We start from the raw sequence: 21848 nt of genomic DNA, 5'->3' as shown, positions 1-21848 counted from the left end.
AGGCGCCCAGGGCGGCCTCAGTGCGGCGTCATGGCGGCGGCGGGCGGAACGCCGGCACGCGCACCGCGGTGCCGATGCGCCGGCACTGGCCCTGGATGCGCTCCACCCAGGGGCGGCTCACAAGGAAGGTGCTGGAACCCACGGCCTCGTCGGTGGGCACCACGTCGGTCCGCAGGTTCACCGATTTGCCATTCGCCAGCGCCGCGCCGCGCTCGGCCGGGTCGTCGTCCTGTGCGGGGTTCGGGGCCCCTGGCGGCACCGGAGGCGGCACCCGCAGCCGGTAGATGTGTGATCCGGTGGTCCAGACCATCCACACCAGCGCAAAGCCTTCCGGATCGGCCTTGGACGGCGGAAACGCCTGCTGCACGAAGCAAAACGACTGGGGCCGCCGCGTCTGCCGCAGCTCCGTCAGGAACGCGCGGAGCATGGCCGGGCTGGCGATGTGTTCGGTGGCTGGCGTCGAGAAGGCCGGGTCGGCCGCCACGGGCTGCGGTTGCGGCGCGGTGCCCTGGCGGCCCGCGTCGGCCCAGGCGCCGGGCGCCAGGGTCGCCAGCAGGGCCGCAAGGCCCCAGGCGTGCAGCCTCGGGCGCGCCGTGGGGCACAGGGACAAGACAGGGCGCAGCCGGGGTACGTGCATGGGGCGGTGGGAGGGGAAGCCGGGACCGGCGTAGTGTACGCAGGCGCCCCCAGCCGCTGCGGCGATCGAGCTTCAGTGCGCGCGGCTGGCGAGCGCCCGCTCGATGCGGTGCCGCGCCACGGTGGTCTTGGGCACCTTGAACGGGAACCAGGCGCGCACATCCTCGTCCAGCCCGATGCCGTGCATGTAGTTGTAGATCGCCTTCTTCAGCGCGCCGCCCAGCGCGTCGTGGTCCACGCCCGTGGGGTCGATGAAGGCCACGTCGTTCTTGGCGAAGCCGCCCGGCGGCAGCGGCGCGAGCGTGACGCCGTACTCCCCGGGGTTCTTGCCCACGGGCGAGTGCACGGTGCAGGCGAAGCGGTGGAAGAACCCGCTCTGGATGCAGCCGTTGGCGAACAGCTGGCGCACGTATTCGAGCGCATCCACGGTGTCCTGCACCGTCTGGGTCGGAAAACCGTACATCAGGTAAGCGTGCACGAGGATGCCGGCATCGGTGAAGGCCCGCGTCACGCGCGCCACCTGGTCCACCGACACGCCCTTCTTCATGAGCTGCAGCAGCCGGTCCGAGGCCACCTCCAGCCCGCCCGAGATCGCGATGCAGCCGGAGTCGGCCATCAGCTCGGCCAGCTCGGGCGTGAAGGTCTTCTCGAACCGCACGTTGCCCCACCACGAGATGCCGGCGTTGCGTTCGATCAGCTCGGTGGCCAGCGCCTTGAGGGCCTTCGGCGGAGCGGCCTCGTCCACGAAGTGAAAGCCGGTCTGCCCGGTCTCGCGCACGATCTGCTCGATGCGGTCGGCCAGCACGGCGGCGCTCGCGCCCTCGTAGCGGCTGATGTAGTCCAGGCTCACGTCGCAGAAGCTGCACTTCTTCCAGTAGCAGCCGTGGGCCACGGTGAGCTTGTTCCAGCGGCCATCGCTCCACAGCCGGTGCATGGGGTTGAGCATGTCCAGCAGCGAGAGGTAGCGGTCCAGCGGCAGGCCGTCCCAGGTGGGCGTGCCCACCTCGGCGAAGGCGATGTCGGCCTCCATCATGTTCACGTACTGCACGGCGCCGTCGTCGCCCCGCACGAAGGTGCGCACCAGGCGCTGGCGGCCGCGCTGGCCCTGCAAGTGCTCCAGCAGCGCGAGCAGCGGGCGCTCGCCCGCGTCCAGCGTGACGTAGTCGAAATGGTCGAACACGCGGGGCTCGGCCAGCTCGCGCAGTTCGGTGTTCACGAAGCCGCCGCCCAGCACCGTGGCGATGTGCGGGTAGCGCGCCTTGATGGCCTGCGCGATGCGAAAGGCCGCGTACACCGAGCCGGGAAAGGGCACGGACAGCAGCACCACGTCGGGCGTGTGGCGCGCGATGGCCTCGTGCGTGAGCGCCTCGAGCATCTCGTCCACCAGCGTGGGCGGCGCGGCCAGCGCGTCGGCCAGCGGATCGAAGGTGGGCTGGCTGCCGGCCAGCGACTCGGCATAGCGCACGAACTCGAAGCGCTCGTCCACCGCATCGCGCAATACGTCGGCCAGGTCGTTCAGGTACAGCGTGGCGATGTGCTTGGCCTTGTCGTGCAGGCCCAGGGCGCCGAAGGCCCAGCCCAGCGGATCGCCGCCCTCGTCGTCCACATAGACGTCGAGCGAGGCGAAGCGCGGGCCCTCGGGCAGGTAGTGGCGCCCGGCGATGCGGTGCGCGAGCGTCGAGTCGCGCCCCTGCAGGAACGCGATGGCCGGCGCCACCGTGGCGAGGTAGCGGTCCTGCTGCGCGGCGAAGGACTGGACCGCCGGGCTGCGCCGCGCCTCGGGCAGGGCCTGCACCCGCGCGGCCACGGCCTGCAGGCCCTCGGGCGAGAGCAGGCGCAGCACCAGGGCCAGCGCCAGGTCTTCCTGGAACGCGGTGACGCCGCGCGAGCGCAGAAAGCCCGTCAGGTAGGCGCTGGAGGGGTAGGGCGTGTTCAGCTGCGTCATCGGCGGGATGACGGCCAGCACGCGGGGGGTCGAGGCGGACATGGGTGTGGGGCAGGGCGGCCGCGCAAAAAAGGCGGGGGCAGCAAAGCGCGGCGGAAGGCGGGCGAGGGCCGATTATCCCGCCGGGCTCAGGCCGGCGCGCCGCGTGGGGGCTTCGGCCGCCCGGACACGGGCAGTGCGCCCGCCTGCCAGGCGAAGCGGAACGTGGGCACCTGCGTGCCGCCGGGCGCGTCCCACTGGTCGGCCTGCACGTTCGCGGCCCCGTGGGCGGCATAGAAGCGCTGCGCCTGCAGGTTGCTCTGCAGCACCCAGAGGTACAGCCCCGCATCGGCGCAGGCCGCGGCGCAGTGGTCCGCCACGGCGGCGAGCAGCTGCGCGCCGATGCCCGACCCGTGCGCCTGCGCACTCACGTGGATGTTGTCCAGCAGGCTGCCCCACACCGGGTCTTCTCCCGGATAGGCGCAGACGAATCCGAGCAGGCGGTCGCCTTCGGCGGCCACGATCACGTGCTGCCCAGCGGGCGGATGCGGTGATTGAAGCCGTTGCGTCCAGAGGGCCAGCCGGTCGGCTTCCACGTCGGTGGCGAGGTAGTGCTCGGACAGGGCGCCCCGGTAGGCGAACCGCCAGCTGGCGGTGTGCAGGGCCGCGATGGCCGGGGCGTCGGCGGGTCGGGCGGGGCGCAGGTGCGCGGTCATGGCCGGCCTTTCTTTGCCGCGCGGTCGAACTTCTGCCAGTACCGGAATTCGTCTTCGTGCACCTCGATATCGATTTCGGCCACGCGCTGCTGCAGGCGCTCCTGCACGTCGGCCACGGCCTGGTTGTAGACGCTGGGTCCGATCTCCTCCAGAAAGAAGCCCAGCAGGCCGCTGGCGGCGATGTTGCCGATCTTCTCTTCCATGTTGTCGCGGAAATACCGCTCGATCGAGGCCACGGCCTGCTGGTGGACGTCCTTGGGCAATGCGATGGTCATGCGGGCTCCAGTGCGAAGGGGCCGGCTGAGGGAGGGCGGAAAGCCCCAAGCCGGCGACCCGGTCGATTCTGCCCGCCTTCGGTCCCCGCCCGCCCGTGCCCCTTCAGCCGGCCGCCGGCACCACCCGGTGGCCCGCGGCGGCCAGCAGCGCGCAGGCGCGTTCGCCGTCCGCCTGCGACACCAGCAGGTGGTCGCCGTCGAAGGTGGAGACCACGAAGATGCCGATGCCGTTCTCCGACAGCGGGCGGATCACCGACAGGACGATGCCCGTCTCGCCGAAGCCGAACGGCCCCACGAAACGGAACGCCACCCAGCCCCGGTCGGCCTGCACGCCGTCCGGCACGCGCGCCTGCAGGCAGGTGATCGACAGTTCCTCGCCGCTGCGCGAGATCGAGACGAACCCCTCGCCATCGGCCCACGGCGGAATGGCCGCCTGCGGCGCGAGCCGGGCGACGGCGTAGAGGGAGGGCAGGGTGGCGAGCGTGATGCTGCGGGTGGAGACGGGTGGAGCAGTCATGGGGTGGAATGCAGGGGGGTGAAGGCCAGGAACAGCGCGATCGAGAACATGACCACCGCGATGCCCGCGTCCAGGCAGCGCCAGGCCACCGGCCGGGCGAACCATGGCGCCAGCCGCCGCGCGCCCAGCCCGAGCGTGAGGAACCACAGGGTGGAGGCCGTGGTGGCGCCCAGCGTGAAGCGCAGCTGCTGGCCCGCCGGCTGCTGGCCGCCCAGCGCGCCCAGCAGCACCACGGTGTCCAGGTACATGTGCGGGTTGAGCAGCGACACGGCCAGCACCGCCGCGAGCGCCTGCCGCGCCGTGGGGCCTGCGCCCGGCGCGCCCGGGCCGGCGGCCAGGGCGCCATCGGGCCGCAACGCGCGGCGCAGCGCCCCCAGGCCGTACCAGGCCAGGAACGCCGCGCCGCCCCAGCGGGCGATCGCCAGCAGCCACGGCTGGCCCTGGATCAGCGCGCCCATGCCGGCCACGCCCGCGGCGATGGCGATCACGTCGATGGCGATGCAGGTGCCCACCGTGAGGGCCACGTGCCGTCCGAGCAGGCCGACGCGCAGCACATGCGCGTTCTGCGCACCGATGGCGATGATCAGGCCGGCCCCGGCGCCGAAACCATGCAGAAAAGGGGTGATGGAAGACCACATCGGCGAATTGTCTGGGGCCGGGGCCGAATCCCATCCTGAATGGGGAAAATATCGACTTGGCTGAGAATTTCTCAGCTTTCAACCCCAAAGGCGCCATGGCACTGGATTCCAAACAATGCGAGGCGTTTCTCGCCGTGGCCGAGGCGGGCAGTTTCGAGCAGGCCGCCGCCGCGCTGCACATCACGCCCTCGGCGGTGTCGCTGCGCGTGCGCGCGCTGGAGACGCGGCTCGGCCAGCCGCTCATCGTGCGCGGGCGGCCCAGCCGCGCCACCCGGGCGGGCCGGCAACTGCTGCAGCACCTGCAGCGCGCCCGCGTCATGGAGCACGACCTGCTGGCGGGGCTCTCGGGCGGCGATGGGGAGGCGGATGCGTTCTTCGCCGTCACGCTCGCGGTCAACGCCGATTCGCTCGCCACCTGGCTGCTGCCGGCGCTGTCGGGCGTGCTGCAGCGCGAGCGCATCGCCATCGAGCTGGTGGTGGACGATCAGGAGCACACGCACGCGCTGCTGGAGGCCGGCCTGGCCCATGCCTGCGTGTCGGCCCAGCCGCATGCCATGCGCGGCTGCACGGCCGAGCCGCTGGGCCGCATGCGCTACCGGCTGGTGGCCTCGCCCGCATTCGCCGCGCAATGGTTCGGGCCGCGCGGCATCACCCGGGCGTCGGCGCGCCGGGCCCCCACGGTGGTGTTCAACCGCAAGGACCCGCTGCAGGCCAATGCGCTGCTCAATGCGTTCGGGCTGCAGGCCAGCGCCTATCCGAGCCATTACGTGCCGGCATCGGAGCCCTTCGTCGCGGCGATCCGGCTGGGGCTGGGCTACGGCATGGTGCCGGAGCTGCAGATCGGCGATGCCATCGAGCGCGGCGAGTTGATCGACGTGCTGCCCGATGCGGCGACGGACGTGGCCCTGTACTGGCACGGCTGGGCGCAGCAGCCGCCCCGGCTGGAGCGGCTCGCCCAGCGGGTGATGCAGGCGGCCCGGGGGCTGCTGTAGGCCGCCGGCCGCCGTTCGCTCACGTGGCGGCGCCCGGCCCGGGCACGGCGTAGAAGCCCAGGAACATGTCCACCGCGTCGTGCAGCACCTGTCGCTGCTGGGCCGGCGTGAGCGGCGGCTGGCCCAGCGCCAGCTGCGGCCAGAAGGCGAAGGCCTTGACCATGCCCTGCAGCTGGTGCGCGGCGTATTGCGGATCGACCCCGCCACGCAGGCGGCCGGCCTGCTGCGCCGCGTGGATCCACGCGGGAACGCCTTCTTCCTTCTCGCCCAGGCGCGCCACCATGGCCTGCGCGCGGGCCGGGGTGTGCAGCATCTCGGCCATGGCCACGCGCGACAGGTCCATGAACGCCGCATCGCCCAGCAGCGCCATCTTGCGCTCCAGCAGCTCCAGCAACTGCGCGCGCAGGGGCCGCTGCGGATCGTGCCCCGGTGCCGCCAGCGACTGGCTGCGGTCCCACAGCTGCCCGAGGATGGCGGCGAACAGGTCGTCCTTGCTGGGGAAATGGTTGTAGACCGTGCGCTTGGAGACCGCGGCCGCGGCGGCCACCCGGTCCATGCTGGTGCCGGCGAAGCCGTGCTCGCGGAACTCGCCGATCGCCGCCTGGACGATGGCATGGCGCTTGCGGTCGGTCAGGCGGGATGGCGGCGGAGCGATGGCGGTCATAGGCAAAATTTTACACTCGGCAGTTTACTTTTCTGGGTCGAACACTACACTGTGCAGTGCAGTTTTTGCGAAGGCTTGGCTCCCTGCCTCGCCGCATGTTCCGGATTTCCCGGCTGCTTCACTCCCTACATCGCCATGGCTCACCGCATGTCCTCCTGTTCCGAATCGCCGGCCGCTCCGTACGGCCCGTCGCCCCAGTTCGTTGACGGGCGCTTTCGCAACGCGGCGCCCCGGCACCGCCTGGGCATGCTCAAGACGCTCGGCGTGCTGTGGCGGTTCGCCCTCGGCAAGCCCGCGGACACGGTGCCGGACCGGCCCATCGCCGTCCAGCCCCTGACCACCGCCGCACTGCTGCAGGCGCCGGACGACAGCCTGTGGCGGTTGGGGCATTCGACCCTGCTGCTCAAGCTGGACGGCCGGTTCTGGCTCACCGACCCGGTGTTTTCCGAGCGCGCCTCGCCGGTGCAGTTCCTGGGCCCCAAGCGCTTTCATGCGCCGCCGCTGGCCATCGAAGACCTGCCGCCCATCGCGGGCGTGATCCTCTCGCACGACCATTACGACCACCTGGACCACGCGGCGATCCTGAAGCTCGCGCCCAAGGTGGAGCACTTCGTCGCGCCGCTGGGCGTGGGCGACCGCCTCATCGCCTGGGGCGTGCCGGCGGCCAAGGTGCAGCAGTTCGACTGGTGGCAGGGCACGACCCTCGGCGGGCTGCGCCTGGTGGCCACGCCGGCGCAGCATTTTTCGGGGCGCAGCCTGTCGGACGGCAACCGCACGCTGTGGGCGTCATGGGTGCTGATGACGGCGGACACCCGCATCTTCTTCACCGGCGACACGGGCTATTTCGACGGCTTCCAGGCCATCGGCGAGCGCTTCGGCCCATTCGATCTCACGCTGGTGGAAACCGGCGCCTACAACGCCGACTGGCCCGACGTGCACATGCAGCCCGAGCAGAGCCTGCAGGCCCATCTGGACGTGAAGGGCCGCCACATGATGCCCATCCACAACGGCACGTTCGACCTGTCGCTGCACCCGTGGACCGAGCCCTTTGAGCGCATCACCGCGCTGGCCGCCGCAGCCGGCGTGCCGCTGGTGGCGCCGGCGATGGGCGAGCGGCTGGACATCCGGGCGCCGGCGCCGTCCCGCCAGTGGTGGCGAGAAGCCGCGGTGCCGTCCGCGCGCTGAAAGAGCGCGCCGCGCGGCGAGGGCTTCAGGCCGCCGTCGCGCCCGCCTGCGGCGGCGCCGCGAGGTAGTTGTTCTTCACGCGCACGTAGTGCTCGGCCGAATACCGCAGGTACGCGATTTCCTGCGGTGTCAGCGCCCGCTGCCGCACGGCCGGGCGGCCCGTGTAGAGGTAGCCGCTCTCCAGCACCTTGCCGGGCGTGACCAGGCTGCCGGCGCCGAGCATCACGCGGTCGCCGACCACCGCGTCGTCCATCACGATGCTGCCCATGCCGATCAGGCACTCGTCCCCGATGGTGCAGCCGTGCAGGATCACCGAATGGCCCAGCGTGACGTGGCTGCCGATCACGAGCGGCGAGCCGTCCGGCTTGGCCGGATGGCGGTGCGACACGTGGCCCATGGCCAGGTCCTGCACGTTGGAGCATTCGCCCACCACGATGCGGTTCACGTCGCCGCGCAGCACCGCGTTGCACCACACCGAGCTGTCGCGCCCCAGGTGCACATCGCCGATCACCTGGGCCGAGGGGTGGAGGTAGACGCCGGCGTCCAGCGCGGGGGCGGTGTCGAGGTAGGGGGCGAGGGGCATGGGCTATCCAGAGAAATGCGGTGCGTAAATGGTGGCTTGGCGGCCACGGGTCAGGTCAGGCCGCGGGGCGCTGGCGGGAGGCTCATTCAGCAGCCCCGTGGCATCGCATCGACACGATCGCGCTAGCGTATAGCCGTTCCTTGACCTCTGCCGCGCGGCGCATGGCGGTGCTGGCAAAAGCATGGGCTCCGGAAGGATCGGCGATGGATATCCATGGCTGCATCTGCTGGCTTTCCTGTTCTTGTCCGTCGTAGTCCAGATCGTGTTCCAGATACTGCCACCATGGCCAGTGAATCCAATCTTCCTGCCCATTGGGATAGTGCAGTTTCATCAAGCGCTGAATCTCAGGCCACATCAATGTGTCGCGCTTCGTCAACTCGCCATTCGTGTAGATGCCCCAGTAGAAAGTACCAGCCTCGGTCAGGTCGCTCGTCTCGTACCGAAGTCGCAAATCGCGCAAACCGAGGTCGAATTCAAAGCCGATCCACTCTTCCGACGTCTGCCAATCTTCGTCCCAATGGGCCGCGAAGGCACCGGGCGCCCCCGCCATCATTTGCATCTGCTCGTAAATCTTGCGAAGCAGAGCGCGCTTCATGTGCGGCATCGCTTGGGCAATGCGAATGGACGACGCGATATTCGCTTGGGTAGCCGTCATCGCGTCCACGATTTCCTGCGAGTTTTCCATCGAAGGCTCCCGAATGATTTTTTGTCGGATGAACTGCACGAGGGCGTCCACGAAAAGGCGCACGGTGGGGGCCTGGATGTGCAGGGCGCAGTCTTCCAGCCAGGCGACGATGCCGGGCCATTTCAGCCAGATGAACCGCCCCCGGTCTTCCCATGGCCCGGAGGCTTTTTTCGTCGATGCTGCGGCTGCTGGGGCCGGCGCTGCACAAGTACACCAGCATCCAGGGCCTGCCGAGCGCGGCGCTTTCGAGATGGCGGGCGTAGTTCTGCAACTGCCCGATCTGGTCGGCGGCCCACGGCTTGTTCTCGATGCAGATGCAGCCGCGGTCCAGTTCCAGGTGGATGTCCATGCGCCCGCCGTTGATGGACTTCTCGCGCTGAATTCGGCAGCGCTGGCTGCCGAGCGTCCATGAAGCGTCTGGATGCTCCACCGAAAGCACCTGCAGAAAGCGGTGCAGGAACAAAGGTCCCTGCCCGTGGCTGCCCGCCGGATCGAGCAGCAGCGACAGGTACTCCGAAATCGCCATCTCGTTCCTGCGCAGGTATTCCAGCAGGGAGAAGTCCGGGGCCAGTTGCCTGGCGAACTGCTGGGCGGCGATGCGGCGGGCCTGCTGCCGCACCTGCACTTGCTGCAGCAGCGCGTATTCGTTGCGATGGGTCGGGGTCATGTGGCGGGGGACTGGTGGCTGGGGGTTGGCCGCGCTCATCGCAGCGGCGTTTGGGTATCCCGCCCGAGCGTACCGGACCGCCACGCACTGCGCCCCGTCAGCTCCCCCACGATGGCCGCCTTCAGCGGCGCCAGCCGCCGGGCGCCCTGCAGCACCAGTTGCCGCACGGCGCGGGGCGGGGGGCGCGCGTCGGTGTACAGCCGCACGATGGCGTTGGTGCCTTCATAGATCGGCCAGGCGCGGCGGTGGTGCGCGCGGGCATAGGGCCGCAGCGCGTCGGCGCTGCCGATGTCCTGGCCGCGCTGCCGGGCGTCGGCGAGGGCGCGTGCCAAGCCCTCCACGCCGGCCAGGCCCAGGTTGTAGCCATGGGCGGTCACCGGGTGCATGCCCACGGCGGCATCGCCCAGCAGCGCGCAGCGGTGCCCGGCGAAGCGGTCCGCATAGGTGGCGACCAGCGGGTAGGCGTGGCGCTCGCCCACCAGCGCCATCGCGCCGAGCCGGCCCGCGAACTGGGCCTGCACCTGCGCGGCGAACGTGGCGGCGTCCTGCGCCATCAGGGCCGCCGCTTCGGCCGCGCCGGTGGTGACGACCACGGAGCACTGCGGCGCGCCGTCCGCCGGGTCGTCCGGCAGCGGCAGCACGGCCAGGGTGCGGTCGTGTCCGAAGGCCTCGTGCGCGATGCCGTGGTGGGGCGCTGCGTGGCGCATGCGGCAGACGATGACGGTGCGCCCGAAGTCCGCCATGCGCGCGCCGATGCCCAGTTGCCGGCGGGTGGCGGAAAACCGGCTGTCGGCGGCCACGACCAGCCGGGCCTGCAGGCGCGTGCGGGGCGCGGCCGGATCGCCTGCATCACCAGCGGCCGGCATGGTTTCCACCGCCGCATGGTCGGCCGCCACGGACACCTGCGCCACCTGCGCGCCGGCCAGGATGCGCACGCCCGGCCGCTGCGACGCCACGGCGTGGGCGGTGCGGCGCAGCGCGTGGTTGGGCACGATCCAGCCCAGGTGCGCGACCCCCTGGTCCGCGGCCTGGCCCGGGTGCAGCCGCAGCGGCGCGTGCCGCCCTACCGGGCCGTCGTGCACCCGGGCCTCGGCGATGCGGCCGATCTCGTGCGGGGCCAGCAGCGCCCAGGTGCCCAGGCGGCGCAGCGTGTCGCCGCTGGCGTGGGTGAGCGCGATCTCGCGGCCGTCGGGCGCGGGATCGGCGAGCGCGGTGGCGGGTTGCCGGTCTAGCACCGTGCTGGTGAAACCGGCCTGGCACAGGGCGATGGCCAGCGACAGGCCGGCCGGGCCCGCGCCGACGATGAGAACGTCGCAATGCTGCTGGGGCATGGGAGGAAAGACCAAGGAAGGCGAGCGCCCGGCGGGCGCCGGCGGCCATTGTGCGGGCCCCGCCGCGCCCCCGGCTTGCACTGGGTCAAGGGAATGTGGCCGGCTGCACTGGTGGATTTGCTATTGACTTAATAGCTATATGCCCTAGTATCGATTGCCTTTGGGGCCCAAAAGGCCCCAATGCCTCGCGGCGGCACCCCGGCGGGCCATGGGGCCACGGCCCGCTGCGTCACACCGCCCGGTAGAAGAACGTGGTGCCGCACGGCGCGCCGTCGGGCATCAGGGCATAGCCCGGTACCTCGCCCACGCGCTGCCAGCCGGCGCGGGCGTAGAGCCGTTCGGCGTCGCCGCCGGTCACCGTGTCCAGCACCATCAGGGTCTTGCCCTCCTGCCGGGCGACCGCGTCCACGGCGTCCAGCAACTGCCGGGCCACGCCCTGGCGGCGGGCGCGGCGGTGCACCAGCATCTTGGCCACGTCTGCCCGGTGCGGCTGGTTCTCGGGCTGCGCCAGCACGAGCTGCACGGTGCCCAGCACCGCGCCGCTGTCCACCGCTTCGGCGATGAGCAGCGCCCGTTCGCCGCGCGCCACGCCCTCGGCCACGCCGCGCCAGAAATCCACGGCCCTGTCGTGCGCCAGCGGGTGCATGAAGCTCACCGAAGCGCCGCCGGCCACGCAGTCGATCAGCACCTCGGCCAGCGCCGGCACGCAGGCGGCGGCTTCGTTCACGCCCAGGCGGCGCACGGTCACGGCAGGGGCGCCGGCGGGGACTTCGGCGGAGGGCGTGGCGAGTGAGGTGGCGGCGGTCATGTCGGGCTCCGGGTCGGGTGGGGTGGAATGGCGGGCAGGGTGGCCAGGGCCACCAGGTAGCGCGCGGGGCTGCGCGTGGGGTTGCGGTATTCGATGGCGCCCTCCAGCCGGTGGGCCAGGCAGTCGCCGGCCTCCAGCCGCCAGACCGTGCCATCCAGCGCGATGTCCATGCGGCCGTCGATCATCCAGATCTGCTGGTGGATCTCCGCGCCGCGGTCGGCCCGCTCGTAGGCCACGCGCTGGCCCGGCGGAAACACCACGTCCACGAGCTGCAGCGGCGACGCCACCGTGGGCGACACGTTGCGCCGCAGGTAGCCGGAGGCGGGGTCGGTCCACACGGGCTGCTGCGCCACGCGGGCCACGGGCGAGGGCGCGGCGAGGCCTTCGTCGCCCTCGGCCTGGGGCGCATCGAACAGCGAGGCCAGCGCCACGCCCAGGCCGGTGGCCAGCTTGTCCAGCACGGTGGCGGTGGGGCTGCTTTCGCCGCGCTCGATGAGCGAGATGTTGGAGCGGCTCACGCCGCTGCGTTCGGCCAGGGCGTCGAGCGAGAGGCCACGCGCATCGCGCAGTTCGCGCACGCGGCGGGCCAGGCGGGTATTGATGTCCATTCCTCCAGTTTAATGGAAATGATTCCAGAAAAATGGATGCGCGCCGGATCAAGGCCGGGTCAATGCCGTATCAGGCCCCCTGTGCAGGCATCGCCCGCAGCGTCGCCGCCCAAAAGACCAGCGCCGCCAGGCTGAGCCCCAAGCCCAGCGCGCACACGCCGGGCCAGCCGGCAAGGCCGTACACCGCGGTCGATGCCACCGCTCCCAGGCCGCTGCCCACCGCGTAGAACAGCATGTAGCAGCCCACCAGGCGGCCGTGCGCCTCGGGCCGGGTGCGCAAGATCAGGCCCTGGTTCACCACGTGGACCGCCTGCCCGCCCAGGTCGAGCAGCACGATGCCCACCGCCAGCGCCCACAGCGTGTGCGCTGCGAACGCAATGGGCACCCACGACACCAGCAGGCATGCCAGCGCGAGGCCGGTGGCCCATTGCCCCCGGCCCCGGTCCACGGAACGGCCGGCCCGCGCGGCGGCCAGGGCGCCCACCACGCCGACCAGCCCGAACGCGCCGATGGCGGTGTGCGACAGGGCATGGGGCGGCGCGCTCAGCGGCAGCACCAGCGCGCTCCAGAAGACGCTGAACGCCGCGAACATCAGCAGCCCGATCACGCCGCGGATCTGCAGCACGCGCTCGGTCGCCAGCAGCGTGCCCATCGAGCGCAGCAGCGGCCAGTAGCCCAGCGTGGCCGGGCGCGCGCGGGCGTGCGGCAGGGCCTTCCACAGCAGCGCCAGCATCGCCAGCGACAAGCCGCAGGAGACCAGGTACACGGCGCGCCAGCCCGCCAGGTCCGTGACCGCGCCGGCCAGCGTGCGGGCCAGCAGCAGGCCGATGACGACGCCGCCCTGCACGGTGCCGACCACCCGGCCCCGCTCGGCGGGAGGGGCCAGCGTGGCGGCGCAGGCGATCAGCCCTTGCGTCATGGCCGTCCCCAGCAGCCCGATGGCGGCCATGGCCGCCAGCAACAGCAGCGGCGTGGGCGCCCAGGCCACGCCCAGCAGCGCCAGCGCCAGCAGCACCAACTGCCCGCACAGCAGGCGCTTTCGGTCCACCCGATCGCCCAGCGCCACCACGAACAGCAGAGCGATGGCGCAGCCCACCTGGGTGGCGGTGATCACGCCACCCACCGCCATGGCGGGGATGCCGAAATCCAGCGCGATGGCATCCAGCAGGGGTTGGGCGTAGTAGACATTGGCAACGCTCACGCCGCAGCACACGGCCAGCAGGCGCACGAGGCCCGGCGGCAGGGGATGGCCGGGGGCGGCGTGCAGGGCGGACGGGTTGGCGGCGGTCATGGGCTCTAATCCAGTTGCTGATTGAAACTGGATCGAGTGTAGTGCCATCCTGTTTTAAAATGAAACCACTTCGGTGCGTGGATCGAATGCCCGGTCCGCCACCGGCACCCAAGGAGTGGCCATGGCCAAAAGAAAAAGCCTCGCGGATTCCCCCTGCCCGGTGGCCCGTTCGCTCGACGTGGTGGGCGACCGCTGGTCGATGCTGATCGTGCGCGATGCGTTCGACGGACTGCGGCGCTTCGGCGAGTTCCAGGCCAGCCTGGGCGCAGCGCGCAACATCCTCAGCGACCGCCTGCGCACGCTGGTGGAAGGGGGCGTGCTGGAGATCGCGCCCGCCTCCGATGGCAGCGCCTACCAGGAATACGTGCTGACCGCCAAGGGCGAGACGCTGTTTCCGGTGGTCGTGGCCCTGCGCCAGTGGGGCGAGGCGCACCTGTACGCCCGGGGCGAGAAGCACTCGGTGCTCGTCGATCGCGCCACGGGCAAGCCGCTGCCGAAAGCCCTGCTGCGGCTGGAGGACGGGCGGGTCGTCCGGCCGGTGGACACCCTCGTGAAGAAGGTGCGTGCGCGGCCCTGATCCGCGCGGCCGCCGGCATACTGGGCCCATGCCCCGCAACATCGAAATCAAGGCACGCCTGCCGTCGCCCGGCGCATTGGCCGCGCTGGAGGCCCGCGCCGCAGTGCTGGCCGACCGCGGCCCGGAGTGGATCCACCAGGACGACACGTTCTTTCGCTGCGCGGCCGGCCGGCTCAAGCTGCGCGCGTTCTCCGCCGGCGCGGGCGAGCTGATCTTCTACCGCCGCCCCGACGTGCAGGGGCCCAGGACCGCGTTCTACGTGCGCACGCCCACGGCCGATCCCGACGGGCTGCGCGAGGCGCTCACGCTGGCGCACGGCCAGGCGGGGCGGGTGGTCAAGGCGCGCACGCTGTACCTCGTGGGCCGCACGCGCGTGCACCTGGACCGCGTGGCGGGCCTGGGCGAGTTCATGGAGCCGGAGGTGGTGCTGGACGAGGCCGAGCCCGAAGACGCCGGCCTGCGGGAGGCACACGACCTGATGGCCCGGCTCGGCGTGGCACCGGCGCAGTGGGTGGACTGCGCCTACGTCGATCTGCTGCGCGGCCGGGGCGGCTGACGCCCGGGCGCGCGCTGCGCCGCAGGGCTTTGGCCCCGCGGCACCGCCCTTCAGCAGGGCACGCCGTTGCGCTCGATGAGCCAGGCGGGGGCGTCCTGCAGCGCCACGGGGCGCAGGAACCGGTCCAGCGCCGCATAGCCGACCGAGGTGGTGAACGGTGCGGTGCTGGCGGGGTAGGGGCCGCCGTGCATCTGCGCGCCGGTCACGGCCACGCCCGTGGGCACGCCAGCGAACAGCACGCGGCCGGCCACCTGCGTGGCGGCGCGCACCAGCGCGCGGTGTTCGGCCGTGTCGGCATCGGCGCCCCACAACGTGACGGTGAGCGAGCCGCCGATGGCCTGCAGCACGGCCACGGTCTCCTCGATGGAGGCCACGCGCACCACCAGCGCGGCGGAACCGAAGACCTCTTCGTGCAGCGCAGGGTCGGCGATGAAGTCAGCCGCCTGCACTTCGCCCAGGAACGGGCGCGGCGTGGCGCCGGCTTCGGCCGTTTCGCTCACCAGGGCCCGGAGCTTGCCGTGGCCGCGCCATGCGGCCACGCCCCGGTCGAACGCGCCGCGGATGCCGGGGGTGAGCATGGCGTGCGGCGCCAGGGGGCGCAGCTTGTCGGCCAGGGCCTGCACGAAGGCATCGCCCGAGGCATCCTGGCGCACGACGATCACGCCGGGGCTGGTGCAGAACTGGCCCGAGCCCAGGCAGATGGAGCCGGCCAGCGTCTCGGCCAGCGCGGCGCCGTTGGCCTGCAGTGCCGAAGGCAGCGCCACCAGCGGGTTCACCGAACCCAGCTCGCCGTAGAACGGGATCGGGCGCGGACGCTCTGCGGCCACCTTGGCCAGCGCCGTGCCGCCCTTGAACGAGCCGGTGAACGCCACGGCCGCGACCGCCGGCGCCTGCACCAGGCGCACGCCGGCCTCGATCGAGCCGCCCTGCACCAGCTGGAACACGCCGGCCGGCAGGCCGCGCGCGGCCACCACGGATTGCGCCAGCGCCGCGGTCTGGCGCGACAGCTCGGGGTGTGCGGGGTGCGCCTTCACCACCACCGGGCAACCGGCCGCCAGGGCCGAGGCCGTGTCGCCGCCCAGCACCGAGAACGCGAACGGGAAGTTGCTGGCCGAGAACATGGCCACCGGCCCCACGGGCACGCGCACGCGGGTCAGGCGTGGGCGGCCCGCGGGCGGCGCGCCGGCCACGGCCGCGTCGTCCAGCACGGTGTGGGCCGCGCCGCGCTCCAGCACGTCGGCAAAGCCGCGCAGCTGGAAGGCCGTGCGGTCCAGCTCGCCGTTCAGGCGCACCGGGCCCAGGCCGCTTTCGCGGTCGGCCACGGGCACCAGGGCTTCGCGCTGGGCTTCCAGGGCCTCGGCCAGCGCGCGCAGCAGGGCGGCGCGGTCGGCGGCCGATGTGGCGGCGAAGGCATCGGCGGCGCTCGCGGCGGCGGCCACGGCGGCGTCGATCTCGGCCGGGGTGGATTCGGGCCAGGCGGCGCCGTGGGGCTGGCCGGTGCGGGCGTCGATGGATTGCAGGGTGTTGTCGGGCATGGAGGTTCCTGAAAAGGGCAAGGGCCGTCGCGGCCTGCTGTCTCACTGAATGGAATTGTTCGCCGATCGGCAGGGGCCCGCCGTTGGGAGCCTGCCATCGTAATGAAAGGGCGAGCCGCCTAAAATCCCTGCGGCCCGCCGCCCCCTCCCCGCGCGGTTCTGAATTCCATTTCGTGAGACAAACATGCCTGCATCGCCCGGAGACGGCACCGCCGCGCTCGAAAAAGCCCTCGACGTGCTGGACGCCGTGGGCGCCGCGCCGCAAGGCCTGAGCCACGCCGACCTGGCAGCGCGGCTGGCGTTGCCCCGCACCACGGCCTACCGCCTGCTGGCCACGCTGGTGGCGCGCGGCATGCTGCGCCGCGATCCGCTGCGCAAGGTGTACTGCCTGGGTGTGCGCTGCTTCGAGCTGGCACGCCAGGCCCATGCCATGCCCGATCTGGCCGCGGCGGCCGTGATGGAACTGCGCACGTTGCGCGACCTGACGGGCGAGACCACCTACCTGGCCGCGCTGGACGGGCGCGACGTGGTGTCGCTCGAGCGCTGCGATGGCGCGCACAGCCAGCGCTCGTCCAGCGCGCTGGGCCAGCGCAAGCCGGTGTACTGCACCAGCCAGGGCAAGGCCATCCTCTCCGCCATGGACGGCGCGGCGCGCGATGCCCTGGTGCGCGAACTGGTGCTGCGCCCCCTCACGCCCCGCACGCTGACCGACCGGCGGCGCCTGCTGGCCGAGCTGCGGGTCACGGCGGCGCGCGGCTATGCCATCGACGACGAAGAGATCGTGCCCGGCGTGCGCTGCGTGGGCGCGCCCATCATCGACGGCCTGGGCCAGGTGCGCGGCGCGCTCAGCGTGGCCGGGCCGGCCTGGCGGCTCACGCCCGAGCGGCTGGAGCTGCTGGGCCCCGAGGTGGCCGAGGCCGCGCGCCGTGTGGGCGCGCAGTTGCACGGCGTGCGCCCCACCCTGGGCGATGCCGAGGCCCGCCCCGTGCCCGGCCCCTGGGCGTTCCACGGCGCCCACCCGCGCTGGTGCGCGGCCAGCGGCCGGCTGTTCTGGGCCGACACCCTCGCCCCCGCGCTGCGGGCGGTGGGACCGGGGGACGAAGGCGACACGCTCTGGGCCGAGGCCGAAGGCCCCGTGCACGGCCTGCTGCTGGGGCAGGACGGCAGCGGCGAGGCGCAAGCGACCGGCCCCGCCACCGCGCCCCCGCCCATCGCCTGGTGCGCCCACGGCGCCTTCGCGCTCCCCCGGGGCGGGCCGGCGCAGCGCCTGGCCCCCTGGCCCGCGCTGCCGGCCCAGGCCGTCTGCCGCGGTGCCGGCGGCGAACTGTGGCTGGCCTGCGAGACGCCCGAGGGCGGCAGCGCCGTGGGCTGCCTGCGGCTCGGCGCGCCGCTGGAGGTGCGCTGGCGCCTGCCCGAGCCGGTGCAGTGCCTGCGCTGGCGCGCGGCGGACGGCACCCTCTGGGCCGCCGTGCCGGACACGGGCGCCATCCTGTCGCTGCAGCCCGAGACCGGCGCCGTGCGCCGCCTCGTCTCCGTGCCCAAGGGCTCGGGCCGGGTGAGCGGCCTGGCGCTGGATGCGGAGGGCGGGGTGTGGACGGCCCTGCGCGATGGCTGGAGCGTGGTGCGTTTCCTGCCCGACGGCAGCCTGGACCGCGTCGTCGCGCTGCCGGTGCCCTGTCCCACCGACGTGGAACTGGGCGGGGCCGACGGGCGGCGGCTGTTCATCACCACGGCGCGCCAGCCGGTGCCACTGGACGTGCTGGCCAAGGCCCCGCTGTCGGGCCGGCTCTTCGAGGTCGCGGTGTAGCGGAGCGCCGTTTCGTTCCCCGTTGATGGCGTCTTTATTGAAACAAAAGGTTGTGTACGGGGTGGTTCACCCTATGGCGCCACGGCGTTTCGTTACTTTGTAAAGCGGCGGAAGCGGTGGCCAAGCCGTGGATACAACTCGATGCATTCGCGGCGCCACGCCGTATGGCATTTCAAACGCCCGTGAAACAATTTCCGCCTGCCCGGTCCACCCCATGACCGCCAAGGGGCCGCAGAGCCTCCCGAGCACCGCATCCGTCGCCCCATTGGCGCTTGTTTCCAGACCTCAACGAAAGTGTTTCCATGAAGAAGTTCTCACTGAGCGCCGTCGCGCTCGCCCTGCTGCTGTCCGGCTGCGCCACCACGGGCGATGGCAGCAAGAGCGGCTCCGGCACCTCGGCCATCTCCAGCGTGCTGGGCGCGGCCAGCGCCGGCGGTTCCAACTCCAGCAGCACCGAGAACAAGGCGGGCGCCGCGCTGGACGTGTTCAAGGCCGTGACCGTGTCCGACGAAGAACTCAAGACCGTCTCGCTGCAGTACCGCAACTACGAAGACCGCACCGAGAACGCCGCCCCGGCCAACAACAAGTACGCGCAGCGCCTGGCGCGCCTGACCAAGAAGCACGTGAACGAAGACGGCATGAAGCTGAACTTCAAGGTGTACCTGAGCAAGGACGTGAACGCCAACGCCACGGCCGACGGCTCCATCCGCGTGTACAGCGGCCTCATGGACATGATGAACGACCAGGAGCTGCTGGGCGTGATCGGCCACGAAATCGGCCACGTGAAGCTGCAGCACTCGCTGTCGGCCATGCGCACGGCCTACATGGCCTCCGCCGGCCGCAAGGCCGCGTCCGCCGCGGGCGGCGTGGGCCGCCTGGCCGACTCCGACCTGGGCGCCCTGGGCGAGAAGCTGGTCAACAGCCAGTTCTCGCAAAGCCAGGAAACCGCCGCCGACGACTACGGCCTGGCCTTCATGAAGAAGCACAAGTACAAGGTGCAGGCCATGGAGTCGGCCTTCCGCAAGATCGCCTCGCTGAGCGGCAAGAGCGGCGGCATGGACGCCATGCTGTCCACCCACCCGGACGCGGGCGGCCGTGCGGACCGCATGCGCGACCTGGCCTCGGCGAAGTAATCAGCCAGCCTGAGGCAGCCAGTCAAGGCAGCCAAACCAGAAAGGCGGCGGGCGAAGGCCCGGCCGCCTTTTTTGGTTTTTGCAGGGCGTGGGGGTGGGGCGCCTTCCGGTGCCACCCTCCCGCGAGAGGTGTTTTCCTACGCCCCGCCAGAACCCCGCTCGATAGAGTGGACAGCCTTTGCGTCTCATTTCCGAAAAGGACTCCCACATGCGCGTAGACATCTATCGCCGAGCCGAAGCCGATGGCAAGTTCTCCCACCTCGCCGTGCCCGAAGGGCGCCCCATCCCGCAGGAGGCGATCAACGTGGACTGGGACACCGAAGCCCGCGGCGAGGAGATGGACGAGAACGCCGACCACTGGGACGACTACGGCATCGCGCAACCGGCCGCGCAGATCGAGGAAAAGGGCTACGCCATCACCAGCGTGCACGAGCTGACCGACTGACCCCGGGGGCCCGGCGGGCAACGCCCCGCTGCCGCCTCCCTCGCAAAGCCGCCCGCCGCACCCGGCCGGCGGCTTTGTCCATTCGGGGACGCCCGCCCGGTGACAGCGGCGGTGGCGCACGCTACGCTGCGGCGCCATGGAGACAAAAAACACCCCCCCGTTCGTTCCCCAGATCCGCCTGTACCAGGATTGGCTGCAGGCCCGCCACGGACTGGCCTTCGCGGACTACGACGCGCTCTGGCGCTGGTCCGTCACCGACCTCGATGCGTTCTGGCAGAGCATCTGGGACTACTTCGACCTGCAGTCGCCCACGCCGCACACGGCCGTGCTGGCACGCAATGCCATGCCGGGGGCCGTGTGGTTTCCCGGGGCGCAGGTCAACTACGCGCGCCAGGTGCTGCGCCATGTGGACCCGGCGCACGCCGCGGGCCTGCCGGCCGTGGTGAGCCGCAACGAGCGCGGCCTGCACCGCGAGCTGTCCTGGCCCGAGCTGCGCCGCCAGGTCGCCTCGCTCGCGCTGCACCTGCGCCGCCAGGGCGTGCGGCGCGGCGACCGCGTGGCGGCTTACCTGCCCAACATCCCCGAGGCCATGGTGGCCCTGCTGGCCACGGCCAGCCTGGGCGCGGTGTGGAGCGTGTGCGCGCCCGACATGGGCACGGCCGCCGTGCTGGACCGCTTCCGCCAGATCGCGCCCAAGGTGCTGATCGCAGTGGACGGCGTGACCTACGGCGGGCGCGACCACGACCGCACCGGCGTGCTGGCCGAGCTGCGCGCGGCGCTGCCCTCGGTCACCCACATGGTGGTGGTGCAGCACCTGCATGCTCCTGAAACAATAGCAGGCACGGCAGATTTTTCTAGGGCATGTGGCCAAAACGATACCGAAGTGGCTGCGTTCGAGCCCGAGTGGCTGCCGTTCGACCACCCGCTGTGGATCGTCTACTCCAGCGGCACCACCGGCCTGCCCAAGCCCATCGTGCACGGCCACGGCGGCATGGTGCTGGTGGCGCTGCAGCTCAAGGGGCTGCACAACGACATCGGCTGCAGCTACGAGCCCAATTCGTTCGGCGAGCGCTACCACTGGTACAGCTCGACCGGCTGGGTGATGTGGAACGCGCAGGTGAGCGGCCTGCTGGCGGGCACGACCTGCGTGATCTACGACGGCAACCCGGGCGGCAGCCGCGAGCGGCCCGACTGGGGCACGCTCTGGCGCTTCGCCGCCGAGACGGGCGTGACGTTCTTCGGCGCGGGCGCGGCCTTCTACGCCAACTGCATGAAGTCGGGCCTGTCGCTCACGGACTGCGGCGACCTCTCTCGCGTGCGGGCACTGGGCACCACCGGCTCGCCGCTCGCGCCCGAGGTGCAGGCCTGGGGCACGGCGCAGTTCCGCGCGCTGGGCGTGTCGGGGCATGCGGACGGCGACATCTGGTGGAACAACATCTCCGGCGGCACCGATTTTTGCGGCGCCTTCATCGGCGGGCACCGCGAGCTGCCCCAGGTGCCCGGCGAGATGCAGTGCCGCATGCTGGGCGCGGCGGTCGAGGCCTGGAACGCCGAGGGCCAGCCGGTGATCGACGAGGTGGGCGAACTGGTGTGCACGCAGCCCATCCCGTCCATGCCGCTGTACCTGTGGGGCGATGGCGAGCCGGGCCCGGCCGGGCAGGGCGGCGACCCGAACGGCAAACGCTACCTGGCGAGCTACTTTGACATGTACCCGCCGGGCCACGGCCGGCGGCCGGGCGGGGGCGACGGGCCCGTGGACATGGGCCCGGTCTGGCGCCACGGCGACTGGATCCGGATCGGCCGCCACGGCGGCTGCGTGATCTACGGGCGCAGCGACGCCACCATCAACCGCCACGGCCTGCGCATGGGCACGAGCGAGATCTACCGCGCCGTCGAGGCCCTGCCGGAGGTGCTGGACAGCCTGGTGGTCGATCTGGAATCGCTGGGCCGCGACAGCTACATGCCGCTCTTCGTCGCGCTGCGGGGCGGCGTGGTGCTGGACGACGACCTGCGCGGGCGCATCGCCGCGGCCATCCGCACCGCGCTGTCGCCGCGCTTCGTGCCGGACGAGATCGTGCAGGTGGCCGAGGTGCCGCGCACGCTGAGCGGCAAGAAGCAGGAGCTGCCCATCAAGAAGCTGCTGCTGGGCCAGCCGCTGGACAAAGTGGTCAACCAGGACGCCATGGCCAACCCGGGCTGCCTGCCCTGGTACGTGGCGTTCGCGCAGCAGCGCGCGGCCACCGCTGCGGCGCATTAGCGCTTCAGTGCGTCAGCG

Annotated in this window: 23 protein-coding genes; 8 read left to right on the top strand and 15 right to left on the bottom strand. The window is 71.7% G+C overall.

Features of this window, described 5'->3' with window-relative positions; all coding sequences use genetic code 11:
* Positions 1–28 precede the first annotated feature (28 nt).
* The 6 genes from AVME950_RS15040 to AVME950_RS15015 form a co-directional block, all read right to left on the bottom strand.
* Positions 29–637 (bottom strand): hypothetical protein, encoded by a 609-nt coding sequence (locus tag AVME950_RS15040; protein ID WP_284430434.1) that lies wholly within the window; start codon positions 635–637, stop codon positions 29–31.
* A 72-nt stretch (positions 638–709) separates the two neighbouring features.
* On the bottom strand, positions 710–2623 hold the full coding sequence (locus AVME950_RS15035; protein WP_284430433.1) for a B12-binding domain-containing radical SAM protein: 1914 nt from the start codon (positions 2621–2623) through the stop codon (positions 710–712).
* Positions 2624–2709: 86 nt separating this feature from the next.
* The gene (locus AVME950_RS15030) at positions 2710–3276 is read right to left on the bottom strand and encodes a GNAT family N-acetyltransferase (protein ID WP_284430432.1); all 567 of its coding nucleotides are present in this window, start codon (positions 3274–3276) and stop codon (positions 2710–2712) included.
* On the bottom strand, positions 3273–3551 hold the full coding sequence (locus tag AVME950_RS15025) for a DUF2164 domain-containing protein (RefSeq protein WP_284425199.1): 279 nt from the start codon (positions 3549–3551) through the stop codon (positions 3273–3275). Before AVME950_RS15025 ends, AVME950_RS15030 begins: the two co-directional genes overlap by 4 nt.
* A gap of 103 nt (positions 3552–3654) precedes the next feature.
* Positions 3655–4068 carry an ACT domain-containing protein gene (locus tag AVME950_RS15020; RefSeq protein ID WP_284430431.1) on the bottom strand — a complete coding sequence of 138 codons (414 nt, stop codon included), beginning with the start codon at positions 4066–4068 and terminating at the stop codon, positions 3655–3657.
* Positions 4065–4706 carry a LysE/ArgO family amino acid transporter gene (locus AVME950_RS15015; RefSeq protein ID WP_284430430.1) on the bottom strand — a complete coding sequence of 214 codons (642 nt, stop codon included), beginning with the start codon at positions 4704–4706 and terminating at the stop codon, positions 4065–4067. The genes AVME950_RS15020 and AVME950_RS15015 overlap by 4 nt, the downstream gene beginning before the upstream one ends.
* A gap of 95 nt (positions 4707–4801) precedes the next feature.
* Between AVME950_RS15015 and AVME950_RS15010 the strand changes: the two genes are divergently transcribed.
* Positions 4802–5698: a LysR family transcriptional regulator ArgP gene (locus AVME950_RS15010; RefSeq protein ID WP_284430429.1), complete on the top strand. Its 897-nt coding sequence runs from the start codon at positions 4802–4804 to the stop codon at positions 5696–5698.
* Positions 5699–5717: 19 nt separating this feature from the next.
* On the opposite strand, the gene AVME950_RS15005 is transcribed toward AVME950_RS15010, so the two are convergent.
* Positions 5718–6362 (bottom strand): TetR/AcrR family transcriptional regulator, encoded by a 645-nt coding sequence (locus tag AVME950_RS15005; protein ID WP_284425203.1) that lies wholly within the window; start codon positions 6360–6362, stop codon positions 5718–5720.
* A gap of 147 nt (positions 6363–6509) precedes the next feature.
* Here AVME950_RS15005 and AVME950_RS15000 point away from each other — a divergent pair, with 147 nt between their 5' ends.
* Positions 6510–7547, top strand: coding sequence for an MBL fold metallo-hydrolase (locus tag AVME950_RS15000; protein ID WP_284430428.1), 1038 nt, complete (start codon positions 6510–6512; stop codon positions 7545–7547).
* Between the two features lie 25 nt (positions 7548–7572).
* Here the strand turns inward: AVME950_RS15000 and AVME950_RS14995 are convergent, their stop codons facing one another.
* The 7 genes from AVME950_RS14995 to AVME950_RS14965 all read right to left on the bottom strand — a co-directional run bounded on the left by AVME950_RS14995 (position 7573) and on the right by AVME950_RS14965 (position 13520).
* Entirely contained in the window at positions 7573–8130 is a 558-nt protein-coding gene (locus AVME950_RS14995; RefSeq protein WP_284430427.1) for a gamma carbonic anhydrase family protein, read from the bottom strand.
* An 82-nt stretch (positions 8131–8212) separates the two neighbouring features.
* A complete protein-coding gene (locus tag AVME950_RS14990; protein WP_284430426.1) occupies positions 8213–8689 on the bottom strand; it encodes a hypothetical protein in 477 nt (158 codons plus the stop codon).
* Positions 8604–9482, bottom strand: coding sequence for a PDDEXK-like family protein (locus AVME950_RS14985; protein ID WP_284430425.1), 879 nt, complete (start codon positions 9480–9482; stop codon positions 8604–8606). The genes AVME950_RS14990 and AVME950_RS14985 overlap by 86 nt, the downstream gene beginning before the upstream one ends.
* 35 nt (positions 9483–9517) lie before the next feature.
* Positions 9518–10813, bottom strand: coding sequence for a 5-demethoxyubiquinol-8 5-hydroxylase UbiM (ubiM, locus tag AVME950_RS14980; protein WP_284430424.1), 1296 nt, complete (start codon positions 10811–10813; stop codon positions 9518–9520).
* Between the two features lie 229 nt (positions 10814–11042).
* Positions 11043–11621, bottom strand: a complete 579-nt coding sequence (locus tag AVME950_RS14975; RefSeq protein ID WP_284425207.1) for a GNAT family N-acetyltransferase — start codon at positions 11619–11621, stop codon at positions 11043–11045.
* On the bottom strand, positions 11618–12229 hold the full coding sequence (locus AVME950_RS14970; protein ID WP_284430423.1) for a helix-turn-helix domain-containing protein: 612 nt from the start codon (positions 12227–12229) through the stop codon (positions 11618–11620). Before AVME950_RS14970 ends, AVME950_RS14975 begins: the two co-directional genes overlap by 4 nt.
* A gap of 70 nt (positions 12230–12299) precedes the next feature.
* Complete coding sequence (locus AVME950_RS14965; protein WP_284430422.1) at positions 12300–13520, bottom strand: MFS transporter; 1221 nt, start codon at positions 13518–13520, stop codon at positions 12300–12302.
* Positions 13521–13641: 121 nt separating this feature from the next.
* Between AVME950_RS14965 and AVME950_RS14960 the strand changes: the two genes are divergently transcribed.
* Positions 13642–14097, top strand: a complete 456-nt coding sequence (locus tag AVME950_RS14960; RefSeq protein ID WP_284430421.1) for a winged helix-turn-helix transcriptional regulator — start codon at positions 13642–13644, stop codon at positions 14095–14097.
* A 28-nt stretch (positions 14098–14125) separates the two neighbouring features.
* Positions 14126–14653 (top strand): class IV adenylate cyclase, encoded by a 528-nt coding sequence (locus tag AVME950_RS14955; RefSeq protein WP_284430420.1) that lies wholly within the window; start codon positions 14126–14128, stop codon positions 14651–14653.
* Positions 14654–14703: 50 nt separating this feature from the next.
* Here the strand turns inward: AVME950_RS14955 and AVME950_RS14950 are convergent, their stop codons facing one another.
* Positions 14704–16188 (bottom strand): aldehyde dehydrogenase (NADP(+)), encoded by a 1485-nt coding sequence (locus AVME950_RS14950; protein WP_284430419.1) that lies wholly within the window; start codon positions 16186–16188, stop codon positions 14704–14706.
* Positions 16189–16372: 184 nt separating this feature from the next.
* On the opposite strand from AVME950_RS14950, the gene AVME950_RS14945 reads away from it, so the two are divergent.
* The 4 genes from AVME950_RS14945 to AVME950_RS14930 all read left to right on the top strand — a co-directional run bounded on the left by AVME950_RS14945 (position 16373) and on the right by AVME950_RS14930 (position 21830).
* Positions 16373–17995, top strand: coding sequence for an IclR family transcriptional regulator domain-containing protein (locus AVME950_RS14945; RefSeq protein WP_284430418.1), 1623 nt, complete (start codon positions 16373–16375; stop codon positions 17993–17995).
* Positions 17996–18297: 302 nt separating this feature from the next.
* Entirely contained in the window at positions 18298–19128 is an 831-nt protein-coding gene (locus AVME950_RS14940; RefSeq protein WP_284430417.1) for a M48 family metallopeptidase, read from the top strand.
* A gap of 208 nt (positions 19129–19336) precedes the next feature.
* Positions 19337–19573, top strand: coding sequence for a DUF6139 family protein (locus tag AVME950_RS14935; protein ID WP_284430416.1), 237 nt, complete (start codon positions 19337–19339; stop codon positions 19571–19573).
* Positions 19574–19709: 136 nt separating this feature from the next.
* Positions 19710–21830 carry an acetoacetate--CoA ligase gene (locus tag AVME950_RS14930; RefSeq protein ID WP_284430415.1) on the top strand — a complete coding sequence of 707 codons (2121 nt, stop codon included), beginning with the start codon at positions 19710–19712 and terminating at the stop codon, positions 21828–21830.
* Positions 21831–21848 lie beyond the last annotated feature (18 nt).

The sequence above is a fragment of the Acidovorax sp. SUPP950 genome, from assembly GCF_030158935.1.
Taxonomy (GTDB): Bacteria; Pseudomonadota; Gammaproteobacteria; order Burkholderiales; family Burkholderiaceae_C; genus Paracidovorax.
The sequence above is the reverse complement of the archived record's forward strand: the minus strand, read 5'-3'. Positions and strand labels throughout refer to the sequence as shown.

Excerpts from the sequence above, each read along its gene's own strand:
- AVME950_RS14955 (WP_284430420.1), top strand. The coding sequence starts at position 14,126 with ATGCCCCGCAACATCGAAATCAAGGCACGCCTGCCGTCGCCCGGCGCA.
- AVME950_RS14990 (WP_284430426.1), bottom strand. The coding sequence starts at position 8,689 with ATGCAAATGATGGCGGGGGCGCCCGGTGCCTTCGCGGCCCATTGGGAC.
- AVME950_RS15020 (WP_284430431.1), bottom strand. The coding sequence starts at position 4,068 with ATGACTGCTCCACCCGTCTCCACCCGCAGCATCACGCTCGCCACCCTG.
- AVME950_RS14985 (WP_284430425.1), bottom strand. The coding sequence starts at position 9,482 with ATGACCCCGACCCATCGCAACGAATACGCGCTGCTGCAGCAAGTGCAG.
- AVME950_RS14975 (WP_284425207.1), bottom strand. The coding sequence starts at position 11,621 with ATGACCGCCGCCACCTCACTCGCCACGCCCTCCGCCGAAGTCCCCGCC.
- ubiM (WP_284430424.1), bottom strand. The coding sequence starts at position 10,813 with ATGCCCCAGCAGCATTGCGACGTTCTCATCGTCGGCGCGGGCCCGGCC.
- AVME950_RS14970 (WP_284430423.1), bottom strand. The coding sequence starts at position 12,229 with ATGGACATCAATACCCGCCTGGCCCGCCGCGTGCGCGAACTGCGCGAT.
- AVME950_RS14945 (WP_284430418.1), top strand. The coding sequence starts at position 16,373 with ATGCCTGCATCGCCCGGAGACGGCACCGCCGCGCTCGAAAAAGCCCTC.
- AVME950_RS15025 (WP_284425199.1), bottom strand. The coding sequence starts at position 3,551 with ATGACCATCGCATTGCCCAAGGACGTCCACCAGCAGGCCGTGGCCTCG.
- AVME950_RS15040 (WP_284430434.1), bottom strand. The coding sequence starts at position 637 with ATGCACGTACCCCGGCTGCGCCCTGTCTTGTCCCTGTGCCCCACGGCG.
- AVME950_RS14950 (WP_284430419.1), bottom strand. The coding sequence starts at position 16,188 with ATGCCCGACAACACCCTGCAATCCATCGACGCCCGCACCGGCCAGCCC.
- AVME950_RS15010 (WP_284430429.1), top strand. The coding sequence starts at position 4,802 with ATGGCACTGGATTCCAAACAATGCGAGGCGTTTCTCGCCGTGGCCGAG.
- AVME950_RS15035 (WP_284430433.1), bottom strand. The coding sequence starts at position 2,623 with ATGTCCGCCTCGACCCCCCGCGTGCTGGCCGTCATCCCGCCGATGACG.
- AVME950_RS15030 (WP_284430432.1), bottom strand. The coding sequence starts at position 3,276 with ATGACCGCGCACCTGCGCCCCGCCCGACCCGCCGACGCCCCGGCCATC.
- AVME950_RS14935 (WP_284430416.1), top strand. The coding sequence starts at position 19,337 with ATGCGCGTAGACATCTATCGCCGAGCCGAAGCCGATGGCAAGTTCTCC.
- AVME950_RS15005 (WP_284425203.1), bottom strand. The coding sequence starts at position 6,362 with ATGACCGCCATCGCTCCGCCGCCATCCCGCCTGACCGACCGCAAGCGC.
- AVME950_RS14995 (WP_284430427.1), bottom strand. The coding sequence starts at position 8,130 with ATGCCCCTCGCCCCCTACCTCGACACCGCCCCCGCGCTGGACGCCGGC.
- AVME950_RS15015 (WP_284430430.1), bottom strand. The coding sequence starts at position 4,706 with ATGTGGTCTTCCATCACCCCTTTTCTGCATGGTTTCGGCGCCGGGGCC.
- AVME950_RS14930 (WP_284430415.1), top strand. The coding sequence starts at position 19,710 with ATGGAGACAAAAAACACCCCCCCGTTCGTTCCCCAGATCCGCCTGTAC.
- AVME950_RS14960 (WP_284430421.1), top strand. The coding sequence starts at position 13,642 with ATGGCCAAAAGAAAAAGCCTCGCGGATTCCCCCTGCCCGGTGGCCCGT.
- AVME950_RS14940 (WP_284430417.1), top strand. The coding sequence starts at position 18,298 with ATGAAGAAGTTCTCACTGAGCGCCGTCGCGCTCGCCCTGCTGCTGTCC.
- AVME950_RS15000 (WP_284430428.1), top strand. The coding sequence starts at position 6,510 with ATGTCCTCCTGTTCCGAATCGCCGGCCGCTCCGTACGGCCCGTCGCCC.
- AVME950_RS14965 (WP_284430422.1), bottom strand. The coding sequence starts at position 13,520 with ATGACCGCCGCCAACCCGTCCGCCCTGCACGCCGCCCCCGGCCATCCC.